Genomic DNA, 12,059 nt, shown 5'->3' on the forward strand with positions numbered 1-12,059 from the left:
TCAGAAACCGCCTCCGAGGATGCCCGAGGGCAGGTTCAGGCCCAGCGCCACGCTGAAGCCGAGATATGCGACGGAACTCATGAAGAGGCCGACCAGGATGTCGAAGAGCGGACGCCGGGAGCCGAAGCCCCGAGCCACGGACCAGAACAGCAGCCCCCCGGTGAGGATCCAACCCAGCCAGGGCAACAGCACCGCGAAGGCGAGGAACCCGCCGACCGTCCAGCCCAGCGCGGTGAAGTCGGAGTGGAACCGCCAGGACCGCCCGGAGCTGTTCTCCGGGTGTTCCGGTCGCCGGAGGATCCCGGCCGCGATGATGCCCGCGAGCACCAGGCCGAGCACGCCCAGGATGCCGGGGAAGAACTGTGGACCCGGGAAGTCAGCGTCCCCGACGTCCATGGTGGCGACACCGATCAGGATGTAGAGGCTGAATCCGACGATGACCACGGGCATGATGAGGCCCGAGCGCCCGTGCCAGAAGGTGCCCGCCCCTGCGGGAGTCGGGCCCGGAAGGTCACCCTGGTCGGGGCCCGCGCCGGAGCCTGCCGGGGGGAGGGCGTCGTCCTGCGCCGGAGACGAAGGGGTCATCGGGGTGCTCACTGTTCCATCTCCTCAAACAGGCCGCCGATGCGCACTGTCTCGTCTTCGATGAACTGGTCGAACTCTTCGCCCTGCAGCGGGGCCTCTCGCCAGTAGTTGCGCTCCACGGTGGCGGCCCATTCGGGTGTCACCACAGCCTCATCCACCAGTTCTCTGAGCTCTGCGACCTCGTCCTCGGTGGCGCTGGGTGGGGCGAAGAGCGCCCGCCAGTTGGTCAGGGTCACGTCGTAGCCTTCCTCGGCCAGGGTCGGAATGTCGTCCACCCCCTCGAGTCGGTCCTCCGAGGCAACGCCGAGGACCCGCAGGCGTCCCGACTCAACCTGGGGGTACATATCGGCGAAGCCGCCGGCGGAAGCTGCGGCGGTGCCGTTGAGCAGCGCCTGGATGGCCTCGCCTCCGCCGTCGGAGGGGATGTAGGTGGTGTCGCTCGGGTTGATGTCCGCGGCCAGGGCGATCTCGGTCATCACCAGCTGGTCGAAGGAACCACCACCGGTCCAGGGGGTGCCGCTGGGGTTCTCCTGCCACGCCTCGACCAGGTCATCCATGGTCTGGTGGGGTGAATCGGCCGGCACCACAACGATGTCGTACTCCTCGACGACCCTCGCAACCGGAGTGACGTCCTGGATGGTAGACGTGGTACCGAACTGGATCTGCGCAGCGATCTGTCCGGTGCCGCCGACCATCAGGTTGTTCGCCTCAGGCAGTTGCGCCACATTGCCCAGCGCGATCGTGCCACCGGCGCCTGGGACGTTGATGACCTGGACGTTGTTCACCAGGTCGTTGGTCTGCATGCTCTGCTGCAGCTCGCGCTGGAAGGTGTCCCATCCGCCGCCTGCAGCGGCGGGGGCGATCAGCGTGATGTTGTTGCGCACGTCGGTGCCGCCGGATGCGGCCTGGATGGAGAAGAACGAGGCTGCTGCGACGCAGCCCACCGCCACGACGGCGAATCCGCCGGTCAGGATCTTCTTCCTGCGCGATCTCGTGGCGGCATCGGGTGTGGCCTGCTGGCTCATCAGTTCCCTTCGGTGCCGACCGGCGTCACTGCAGGTCGGATTTTGACTATGGTGCGGCGCTTACCCGATCCTGAGTGATGGGTATCACGCCATAGGGCGGTAGCATACACAGGTTGGCCCCGGTGTTCGCAGTCCCGAGACCAGGCATCCACTGTGTGGCCCTCGACCCCGATACTTGACCCCTAGGAGCACCCCATGACCGTCCTCGTCGCCGGCACCGATACCGCCGAAGGACAGGCCGCCTACGTCTTCGCGCTCCAGGAGGCGGCCCGACGTGGTGAGGACCTGCTGTACTTCGGGCTCAGCGGTGAGCGCCCCGCACCGGGTGCGGCGGAGGAGGCCGGTGTGCGCGAGACCTACGCCGAGCCGGACGCCCGCGGCAAGGACGGAGTCGGGGATCTGCTCGACACCGCCGAGCGCATCGACCCGTCGGTGATCGTCATCGGCATCCGCCAGCGCACCCCGGCGAGCAAGTTCATCATGGGCTCCTCGGCGCAGCAGATCATCCTGCAGGCCAACACTCCCGTCCTGTGCGTCAAGCCGGGAATGATCGACGCCTGAGGGTCACTCCCAGGTCGGGTCGTGGGTGTCGATTCCTTCGATGACGGCTTGGACCGCATCCAGCTGACCCGGGCTGCGGCCGTGACCTGGGAGCACCTGCGCCCAGCCGTCCACCGCGACGTCGCCGAAGTTGTGGCCGTGGCTCGGCGGGACCGCCTCGCTGACCAGCATGTCCGCCGTCAGGTGCAGGAACGTGACGCCGGGGATCCACCGCATCGAATCGCTGACGTCGGAGCCTCGCCCGCCGGAGGATGCCGGTCCGCTGAGCCATTCGGGGGAGCGGTAGATCACCGCAGGGTCGAGCCAGGTGATCGGGTCGGTGGCATGCTGAAGGTAGCCCAGCCGAGGCTCGCGCCAGGGACCCTCCAGTGCCGCGAAGTCCCCAGGCTTCGACTGCCAGCGCACCCGCTCACCGTCGCGGAAGACCGGCTGCCAGACGGGGCTTCCGGGATCGCGGTTGAGCTGCAAGGTGCGCCACGGTTCGGAGTTCGCCGGAGGTCCGGTGAACAGGGCCGCGTCGGTGCACGCCACCAGGTCCTCGAGGCTCTCGAAGCTGCCGGACATTCCCAGGGCGCCCAGGCTGAGGCCATAGACCACCAGCCGGGGCCGGTCCGCCTCCGGCAGCGCCTCCCATCGCGCATGGACGGCGTCGAAGAGAGCTCGGCTCGACTCCTCCGGCAGCTCAGGGTCGAAGAGGAACGACACCCAGCTGGGCTGCACCGAGTACTGCATCGACGCGGTGGCGGTGTCTCCGGCGTAGAGGTACTCCAGGGCGGCGATTGCCTGCGGCTCCAGCCAGCCGGAGCCGGTCGGGGTGGCGACGAGCAGCACCTCACGGTCGAACCCGCCGTGGCGCTCCAGCTCCTCCACTACCAGCTCCGCCCGGGCGTGAACGTCCGCCCCCTGGGACAGCCCGGCATAGGCCCGGACCGGTTCCTGGGCCGGGACGCCGGTGACCTGTGTGATGTGCGCGGCGCTGGGACCGCCGCCGGCGAAGGCCCGGCCCTGTCGGCCCAGCCCGCCCCACTCGAGAACGGAGTCAGGACCACCGGAGCGACCGGGAAGCACCGGGGGTGAGCTGCCCTCAAGCGTGCCGGCATCGCGGTCCTGATAGATCTGCCCGACGACGCCGAGCCCGCCGCCGATCAGTCCCAGGATCAGCACGAGGATCGTGATCACACCCGTGACCCGTGAGGCCCAGCGGACCTGGAGCGCTGAGCCGCCGCGGCGAGCCACGCCGCGTCCCACCCGGTCTCGCAGCGCCCCGATCCCCTTGGCGATGCTGAAGAGCACGACCATCGTGATCACCATGCTGGCCAGGAACGCGACGTGGCCGGGCCCGTCGACCGGTTCCATCTCCACCAGTTCGCGGACCTCGTTCTGCCAGGACACCACGAGTGCCCCGTAGCCGAGCACGTAGAGCAGCAGGCCCGCGCCGATGGCAGCCGCGAGGCCACCCGCGCGAAGCGCCGAGCTCTCCCGCCGCCCGCCGGGTGTGGCGCTCCCAGGAGCGTCCTTCGCCGCGGTCGAGAGCCCTGATGACCGGTGGCCGACACGTCGGCGGAGATTCCGTGCGGCGACGCGCACCGCGAACCCGAGCTGAAAGCCGACCATGAACCACAGCCCCGCCATGACGCCCTGGAACGCCGTCGGACGCGGCACCAGCGAGGGGGTCAGTGCGAGGGACGCCAGGGCCAGCGCGCAGACGAGATTGACCAGGTGCGCTCGCAGGAACGCGGCGCTGCGTGTGGAGAGCCTCATCAGGTCGCTCACCCCTCCGCTCCCGATCCTCCTGGTGACCTCTGGCTCGCGCGGGGGAGACCCCGGGTGTGATCCGTGAGCGAAGTCTAAGCGCGCAGCCGCTGGTTCCGGCAGGCCTGAACGGTGATGATCTGCGGGGAGGCCGGCGAGAGGTCAGCGCGCGAGGTGGCGGTGACGGCGCCGGAGGTGGTGCGGATCTGGTCCCATAGTATGAGGACCCGCCCGGACGCGGCTTCTAGACTGGGGAGGTGAATCCCTCCGACTACGCCATCGCCACGCGCCTGCTCACCGAGAGCAATCCCGTCTGGGCCTGGGGGCTCAGTGTCACCGCAGTGGGACTGCTGGTGGCGGCGCTGATGGTGCTGGTCCAGGACGAGGGCAAGACCGGCAGGCGCGCCGCGGTCTGGGGTGTGGTGATCTTCCTGCTGCCGATCATCGGTCCCGCGGTCTACCTGGTCTGGGAGACCGTCCGCTATCGCCGTGAGCATGGCCGTCCCGAGAAGGGCATGGTCGAGAAGTACGCCCCTGAAGAGGTGGCGCAGCGCCGCGAAGATGCACGCCGAGCAGAAGCCCGCGCAGCGGAAGCCCGGACAGCTGGAGAGCGGGGTGAGGACCGCGATGCCACTGCCGACTGACACCTCGGTGGCTGGGCACCAGGAGGCCAAGACCCGCACCCGGCGGCGGCTGATCGATGCACTGATCAAGGTGCTCCCGCTGCTGGTCCTGATGCTGTTCTCGCATTCCGGCGGCATGCGCTCCTCCGGGGAGATCGGGATCCAGGTGCCCTGGTGGGTGATCATTCTCGTCGAGGTGTTCGCCATCCTGCCCCTTGCCTTCTCACGCACGAATCCCGGAGCGGCCGCCGGAGTGATCGCGGTCTTCTGTGCGACGCAGCTGGTGATCGGCACGGCGCCGGGGGTCTCCGCGCTGGCGGTGCCGCTGGTCCTCTACGCCTGCGCGAAGTACAGCACCCCACGCGTGTCCTGGAGCTTCCTCGCAGTGGCGCTGCTCGGCGCGGCGGCCCTGGGGGCCTATTTCATATTCCTGGACATGTATTACATGCAGCAGTACGACTACTACAACAGCTGGACGAATTCGCTGGTCAGCGCGGGCCTGATCGCTGGATTCGCCGCTGCCGTGGCGCTGACCTCCTGGCTCGCCGGGCACCTGGCCGGGCGTCGTCGTCGTGAGCTCGGCGCCATCTCCGAGCGCAACCAGCTGCTGATCCGCGAGCGGGACCAGGAGGCGCGGCTCGCCGTGGACGCCGAGCGGATGCGCATCGCCCGGGAGATGCACGATGTGATCTCGCATTCGATGTCGGTGATGATCGCCCAGGCCGACGGCGGGCGATATGTGCTGCAGCAGAGTCCGGAACGCGCCGAACGGGCCTTCGCCACGATCAGCGACACCGGTCGCGAGGCGCTCACCGAGATGCGCAGGATGCTCGGGGTGCTGCGCGACGAGGACGGCGCGCTGCAGAAGCGCCCGGCGCCGGGGGTCCAGGATCTGCCCCAGCTGATCGAAGACGTGGCCGCCTCGGGCCTCCCGGTCCGGCTGCACATGCTCAGCGACTCGATTCCTAAGCTGCCCGAGGGCGTGGGACTCGCGGCCTATCGGATCGTCCAGGAGGCGCTGACCAACACGCTCAAGCACGCCGGCCCGCAGGCCCATGCCGAGGTCTGGGTCGCCACAGCGGCGGAGGCCGAGCCGGCCCTGATGTTGGAGGTCCGTGATTCCGGACGCGGCGCGGCGGCACCCGACGACGGCGCCGGCTCCGGGCTGCTCGGCATGACCGAGCGGGCCCGGCTCTATGGCGGGACCGTCACCACCCGCGCCCACGCGGGCGGCTTCGACGTGCTCGCCCGCTTCCCGCTGGGCGCCGACTCGGCCGGATCAGCCGGGTCACCCGCCGGATCCGGCGATCAGAGCGCACCGCCGGACCAGGTCGAGGAGACCCGATGACCGCCGCACAGAACCCCTCGGCTGCACAGAACTCCTCCGCTGCGCAGAACGCAGCCTCGACCGCTTTGCCGCATGCGCCCGCACCGGCGTCGCAGGCCGGGCAGACCAAGATCCGGATCCTGCTGGCCGATGACCAGGCGCTGCTGCGCGCCGGCTTCGCCATGGTGATCGACTCCCAGCCAGACCTCCAGGTGGTGGGCCAGGCGGGCAACGGCCAGGACGCGCTCGCCGCGGCCGGTGCCCATCACCCAGACGTGGTGCTCATGGACATCCGGATGCCGGTCATGGACGGGCTGGAGGCCACCCGCCGGATCACCGAGGATCCTGCGCTGTCGGAGACCCGGGTGATCGTGCTGACCACCTTCGACACCGACGAATATGCCCTCGAGGCGCTGCGCGCAGGCGCCTCAGGCTTCCTGCTCAAGGATGTGAAGCCTGAGGCCCTGCTGGACTCGATCCGCACGGTCACCACCGGCGGAGCCGTCATCGCCCCGACCACCACCCGCCGGCTCCTGGACTCCACGCTGCGTGACGGCGGGCGACGCCGCAGCCCCGACGCCGAACAGCAGCGGCGGCTGGACCGGCTCACCAACCGGGAGCGGGAGATCCTGCTGGAGCTCGCCACCGGGGACTCCAACACCGAGATCGCCGCTCGGCTCTTCGTCTCCGAAGCCACGGTGAAGACCCATGTCGGGCAGGTGCTCGCCAAGCTCGAGGTGCGCGACCGGGTCCAGGCCGTGGTCTACGCCTACGAGACGGGGCTGGTCGCCTGAGGTCATCCCTGGCTCCAGCTCGGAGGGGCCGCGCTCATCCTGCAGGATGAGGCGCAGACCGGCCTGTGGTCCGATGTGGGAGCATCCCGCTCGTTCGTAGTGTGAACGCATGATCACCACACTGACTCCCGCCCTGCGCGCCAGGGCGCTGAACAAGACCTACGGCACCGATGACGCGGCCGTCCACCCGCTCCGCGACCTCTCCATCGAGTTCCCCGCCGCGAAATTCACCGCGGTGATGGGCCCCTCGGGCTCCGGAAAGTCCACCCTGCTCCACGTGCTCGCCGGACTGGACACCGCCGACGACGGCGAGGTGATCCTCTCCTCGGCGCGCGGCGAGACCACCCTCACCGGGCTCAGCGAGAAGCAGCTGACCCGGGTCCGGCGCGAGAGCATCGGCTTCATCTTCCAGGCCTACAACCTGGTTCCGGCGATGACAGCCGAGGAGAACATCCTGCTGCCCGCGAACCTAGGTGGAGCGTCCGTGGACCAGGAGTTCTACGATCAGGTCATCGAGCGGCTCGGGCTCACCGATCGTCTGGCGCACAGGCCCTTCGAGCTCTCCGGCGGACAGCAGCAGCGCGTGGCGGTCGCCCGTGCCCTGGTCGCCAGGCCCGCGGTGATCTTCGCCGACGAGCCCACCGGCAACCTGGACCAGACCACCGGCGCCGAGGTGCTGGGTCTGCTCCGCACCGCGGTCGACGAGTTCGGTCAGACGGTCATCATGGTCACCCACGACGCCAACGCGGCGGCCCAGGCCGACCGCACCGTGCTCCTGGCGGATGGCCGGGTCGCCGGCACCCTGGAGAAGCCCAGCGCAGAGCAGCTCGCCGCCGCCCTGATCGAGGCCGGCCGATGAGCGGCAGCCCGGTGCTCCGGGTCAACCTGCGCTCGGCCGGGAAGAAGCTCGTCGCCGCCGGTGCGGCGGTCGCCATCTCGGTCGCCTTCATCGTGGCAGGGATCCTGATGCTGGACTCCTTCACCCGCGGTCTCACCCAGCAGATCGAGGCCGAAGCTGCCGGAAGCGACCTGATCATCGACACGATGCAGCTCTCCGCCTGGGATGAGGACACCGAGGAGTACCTGCGCGACGACATCGAGCTGGCCGAAGCCATCGAAGAGCTCGACGGGGTCGCCGTCGCCGACGCCATCGGATCCGGCTACCTCAGTGAGGTGTCCGCGGACGGCAGCTCCACCATCGGCTTCGAGGTGGGCGAGCAGTCAGAGACCAGGGTCGGGGAGATCAGCCAGGGGCATCAGGCCCAGGCCGAGGACGAGGTCGTGGTCAGCTCCGCCGCCGTCGAGGGCAGGGGCCTTCAGCTCGGCGACACCTTGACTGCGCAGAACTTCGTCTACGAGGACGACGCAGGGGAGGGCGCAGAACCCACCGTCGAGGAGGAGGACTACACCGTGGTGGGAGTGGTGGACACCCAGGGTGCTCCGCGCGGCTTCCTCACCGCCGAGGGGATGGACCGGATCCCGTTCAGCACGAGCCCTGCAGAGATCCGCGTGCAGCTCGATCCCAGCGCTGATGCGGCCCAGGTGCAGGCCCAGATCCAGGAGCTCATCCCCGAGCAGGCGGAGGGACTGGAGTCCCAGCGCGCCGCGGAGCTCAGCGGCCTCGAGGTGCAGACCACCGAGGAGATCGTGGACGCCCGGATGGCAGAACAGGCCGGGAGCGCGAACGTGCTGGCCTACCTCGCCATCGGCTTCGGCAGCATCTCGGTCTTCGTCTCCGGGCTGGTCATCTCCAACACCTTCCAGGTGCTGGTCGCCTCCCGGCAGCGAACGCTCGCGCTGCTGCGGGCCATCGGCGCCACCGCCACGCAGCTCAAGCGCGCGACCCTGCTCGAGGGCGCACTCCTGGGTCTGATCGGCGGCGCGGCCGGGGTCGTGCTGGGCGCCGGCGCGGCACTGGGCTTCTCGCTCATCGCCCGGGCCAGCTTCGCACCCGACCTCCCGCTCGCCACCCCCACCGTGCTGGCCACCGTGATCGGGCTCGGACTGGGCCTGGTCGTCACGGTGCTCTCCGCGCTGCTCCCAGCGATCAAGGCCGGACGCGTCTCACCCATGGCCGCTCTGCGCCCGGCAGGACTGACTCCCGCCTCAGCGCGACTCTCGAAGTCGCGGCTGGTGATCGGGCTGCTGCTGACCCTGATCGGGTTCGGCGCAGTGCTGGCCGCGGCGCTGCTCGCGACCGCGGAGGACGACCCGCTTGTCCTGCCGGCGCCGCTGGTGGGGGTCGCCGGTGCGATGATCGGATTCATCGGGGTCCTGCTGCTGGCCCGCCTGATCGTGCCGCCGCTCGCGGCGCACGGAGGACGCCTGCTGGGCCTCCTGCCCGGGCTGCGGGTCAACGCCCCGCTCGCCGGCCAGAACGCCCGGCAGGTCCCCGGACGCACGACGGCGACCGCCTCGGCCCTGCTGGTCGGGGTCACCCTGGTCGGCACCATGATGGTGGGCGCCTCCACCGCGCAGACGGTGCTCTACGACGAGCTGGCCGAGCAGTACCCGGTGGAGGCCTCGATCGGCGTCATGGACGAGGACCTCGACGCCGATCTCGAGGCGAGCTCCCTGGTGGGAGCCCATTCCAGCGCACCCGGTGCGCCGGTGACCATCACCGGCAGCCGGGGAAGCACCGAAAGCCAGGCGGTGCTCGTCGACGAGGACACCTTCGCCGAGGTGGCCCGCACGGAAGGACTGGCGCCGGGTCCGGGCGAGGCGATCGTCTCGCCGCAGCTCAACGCCGAGGGAATGGTCTTCGAGGGCGAGCAGCCCGAGCTGGAGCTGACCCCGTACGGCACCGGGAGCTCGCGCGCCGGGGAACAGGCGGTCACCGTCCAGGCGAGAGCGGCGGCCTGGCTTCCTGCCGGCATGGTGCTGATCTCTGCGGGCTCGCTGCCGGAAGAGGCCCGGATGCAGCCCCTGGCAGAGGATGCGGGCCCGTGGACCTTCACGGCGGAGCAGGGCATCACGCTGGTACGCACCGCGGACGGGATCAGCTCGGCCGAGTCCTACGGGCTCGCGCCGCTCTTCCAGGATCACACCGAGGAGTTCAACGACTCCGGGGCCGTCATGCGGGCCAGCTTCGGCGAGACCATCGACATGGTGCTGCTGATCGTGCTGGTCCTGCTCGGAGCCTCGGTCCTGGTCGCCGTGATCGGGGTCAGCAACACGCTCTCGCTCTCGGTGCTGGAGCGGCGCCGGGAGGCGGCGCTGCTGCGAGCTGTCGGCATGAACCGCCGCTCGGTGGGACAGATGATCACCATCGAGGCACTGCTGCTGGCCGGGGCGGCGCTGCTGATCGGCACCGGGCTCTCGGTGTTCCTGGGCTGGGCCGGCGTGGCCTCGATGGCCGCGGTGCCGGACTGGACCGTGACGGTGGATGTGCCCTGGCTGCGACTCGCGATGCTCTGGGGGATCACGCTGCTGGCCGCCGCGCTCGCGGCGCTGCTTCCGGCCCGGGCGCTCTCCAGGGTCGAACCGGCAGCCGGGCTCAGCGAGGATTGAGCCTCGCGGCCGTCTTGCCGCTGAGTGGATGGGTCGCTGAGCTGATGAGGCGCTGGGCGGCTGAATTGCTGAGCCGATCCCCCGCCGGGCGCAGCAGGAGGGCGGGATCCGATGACTCGGATCCCGCCCTCCTGAGCGTGTTGCCAGGTTCAGCGGATCAGGTCACCAGGATGACGATGATCACGATGAGCAGAATGGCGGTGAGGCTGATTGGAAGGATACGTCCCATGATGTCTTGCCTTTCGATAAAGATGCGTCTGGGTCATTCGCGAGCGGTCATTGCTGACGTCGGCTGACGGTCCTGACGATGAAGAGGATTCCCACCACCACCAGGATCACAAGAACAATGTTGAAGAACAGGTTCAGAACGACACCAAACAGCCAGAGGGCGATCCTGAGGACCACCAGCACCAGCACAATGGAAATGACAATAGATAGTGCTCTATTGGCCATGACCCCACCTTACGGATGTGTACCTGGACGGGAGCTGGGTACCGGGGTCCCCACCTCCGCTCCGAAGGGCGTCAGAACTCTCTGACCTGGACGATGCCGCCGCTGTCAGTCCTCGGCGTCGGCCAGGGCCTCCACGTCGGAGAGCGAGGCGTGGGGGGTGTGCTCCGGGACGTAGCCGTTGAGGCGCAGGCCGTTCTCGACGTCGAAGAGGTGCACGTGGTTCGGGTTCGGCTTGATCGTGACCCGCTCGCCGCGCATGGGGGGACGGCGTCCGTCCACCCGGACGATGAAGGGCTGGAAGGTCTTGATGCCGTCGGGGGTGCCGAAGATGTAGGCGTCGGCGCCGAGCTCCTCGACCAGGTCCACGGTCATCTGCAGGCCGGTGCCATCGGTGCTGAGCTCCATGTCCTCGGGACGCACGCCGAGGGTGACCTGGTCGCCGTGGGCCTTGTCCAGGTGGCCGTCAGGGATCGGGAGGACATCCTGTCCGACCACGACGCCCTGACCCTGGATCTTGACCTGGAAGAGGTTCATCGCCGGGGATCCGATGAAGCCGGCGACGAAGACGTTCGCGGGGTTGTCATAGAGGTTGCGCGGGGAGTCGACCTGCTGCAGCACGCCGTCCTTGAGCACGCAGACGCGGTCACCCATCGTCATGGCCTCGACCTGGTCGTGGGTGACATAGACGGTGGTGGTCTGCAGCTCGCGGGTCAGCGCGGCGATCTGGGTGCGGGTCTGCACGCGCAGCTTGGCGTCGAGGTTCGACAGCGGCTCATCCATCAGGAAGACCTTGGGGGAGCGCACGATCGCGCGGCCCATGGCCACGCGCTGACGCTGACCGCCGGAGAGGGCCTTGGGCTTGCGCTCCAGGTAGGGGACCAGGTCCAGGATCTCAGCGGCCTTCTTCACCCGCTCGGCCCGCTCCTCCTTGGAGACGCCGGCGATCTTCAGCGCGAAGCCCATGTTCTCGGCCACGGACATGTGCGGGTAGAGCGCGTAGTTCTGGAAGACCATGGCGATGTCACGGTCCTTCGGCGAGACGTGGGAGACGTCTTCGCCGCCGATCATGATGGCTCCCTCGTTGACCTCTTCGAGGCCGGCGAGCATGCGCAGTGCGGTGGACTTGCCGCAGCCGGAGGGTCCCACGAGGACCAGGAACTCGCCGTCGGCGATCTCGAGCTGGAGCTGATTGATAGCTGGTCGCGCGCCGGGGGTGTAGATCCGGCTGGCGGAGGCATAGGTCACAGAAGCCATGATGATATGTCCCTTTCACGGGCAGGTACGTGCCCGACGATCCGTTGTGAAGGTGATTGTGGTGACACGCGACTCACGTGCGGTGCGTCACATGTCTCGTGCATCACATCACAGCTTCTGGCAGAAGTCCAAAACCGTCGCACGCCCCCGGCGCAGGAGACTCGCCGCCGCAGAC

The 12,059-nt window shown here is 69.0% G+C and carries 11 protein-coding genes; 6 read left to right on the forward strand and 5 right to left on the reverse strand.

Going from position 1 to position 12,059, the window contains the following annotated elements:
• Window positions 1-597, reverse strand: a complete 597-nt coding sequence (locus BCL67_RS04085) for a tripartite tricarboxylate transporter TctB family protein (protein WP_258174746.1) — start codon at window positions 595-597, stop codon at window positions 1-3.
• Complete coding sequence (locus tag BCL67_RS04090; RefSeq protein WP_106122187.1) at window positions 594-1,610, reverse strand: tripartite tricarboxylate transporter substrate binding protein; 1,017 nt, start codon at window positions 1,608-1,610, stop codon at window positions 594-596. The genes BCL67_RS04085 and BCL67_RS04090 overlap by 4 nt, the downstream gene beginning before the upstream one ends.
• Window positions 1,611-1,805: 195 nt before the next feature.
• On the opposite strand from BCL67_RS04090, the gene BCL67_RS04095 reads away from it, so the two are divergent.
• Window positions 1,806-2,171: a universal stress protein gene (locus tag BCL67_RS04095; protein ID WP_106122188.1), complete on the forward strand. Its 366-nt coding sequence runs from the start codon at window positions 1,806-1,808 to the stop codon at window positions 2,169-2,171.
• Between the two features lie 3 nt (window positions 2,172-2,174).
• On the opposite strand, the gene BCL67_RS04100 is transcribed toward BCL67_RS04095, so the two are convergent.
• Window positions 2,175-3,944, reverse strand: a complete 1,770-nt coding sequence (locus BCL67_RS04100) for an alpha/beta-hydrolase family protein (RefSeq protein WP_106122189.1) — start codon at window positions 3,942-3,944, stop codon at window positions 2,175-2,177.
• 236 nt (window positions 3,945-4,180) lie between these two features.
• Between BCL67_RS04100 and BCL67_RS04105 the strand changes: the two genes are divergently transcribed.
• The 5 genes from BCL67_RS04105 (at window position 4,181) to BCL67_RS04125 (ending at window position 10,177) form a co-directional block, all read left to right on the forward strand.
• Window positions 4,181-4,567, forward strand: a complete 387-nt coding sequence (locus tag BCL67_RS04105; protein ID WP_106122190.1) for a PLD nuclease N-terminal domain-containing protein — start codon at window positions 4,181-4,183, stop codon at window positions 4,565-4,567.
• Window positions 4,551-5,894 (forward strand): sensor histidine kinase, encoded by a 1,344-nt coding sequence (locus BCL67_RS04110; RefSeq protein ID WP_181255876.1) that lies wholly within the window; start codon window positions 4,551-4,553, stop codon window positions 5,892-5,894. The genes BCL67_RS04105 and BCL67_RS04110 overlap by 17 nt, the downstream gene beginning before the upstream one ends.
• 116 nt (window positions 5,895-6,010) lie before the next feature.
• The gene (locus tag BCL67_RS04115) at window positions 6,011-6,667 is read left to right on the forward strand and encodes a response regulator (protein ID WP_258174763.1); all 657 of its coding nucleotides are present in this window, start codon (window positions 6,011-6,013) and stop codon (window positions 6,665-6,667) included.
• A 109-nt stretch (window positions 6,668-6,776) separates the two neighbouring features.
• The gene (locus BCL67_RS04120) at window positions 6,777-7,526 is read left to right on the forward strand and encodes an ABC transporter ATP-binding protein (protein ID WP_106122193.1); all 750 of its coding nucleotides are present in this window, start codon (window positions 6,777-6,779) and stop codon (window positions 7,524-7,526) included.
• Window positions 7,523-10,177 carry an FtsX-like permease family protein gene (locus BCL67_RS04125; RefSeq protein ID WP_106122194.1) on the forward strand — a complete coding sequence of 885 codons (2,655 nt, stop codon included), beginning with the start codon at window positions 7,523-7,525 and terminating at the stop codon, window positions 10,175-10,177. Before BCL67_RS04120 ends, BCL67_RS04125 begins: the two co-directional genes overlap by 4 nt.
• 276 nt (window positions 10,178-10,453) lie before the next feature.
• Here the strand turns inward: BCL67_RS04125 and BCL67_RS15355 are convergent, their stop codons facing one another.
• On the reverse strand, window positions 10,454-10,630 hold the full coding sequence (locus BCL67_RS15355) for a hypothetical protein (RefSeq protein WP_181255877.1): 177 nt from the start codon (window positions 10,628-10,630) through the stop codon (window positions 10,454-10,456).
• 105 nt (window positions 10,631-10,735) lie between these two features.
• Window positions 10,736-11,884, reverse strand: a complete 1,149-nt coding sequence (locus tag BCL67_RS04130) for an ABC transporter ATP-binding protein (RefSeq protein ID WP_106122195.1) — start codon at window positions 11,882-11,884, stop codon at window positions 10,736-10,738.
• Window positions 11,885-12,059 lie beyond the last annotated feature (175 nt).

The sequence above is a fragment of the Nesterenkonia sandarakina genome, assembly GCF_003003175.1.
Taxonomy (GTDB): Bacteria; Actinomycetota; Actinomycetes; order Actinomycetales; family Micrococcaceae; genus Nesterenkonia; species Nesterenkonia sandarakina_A.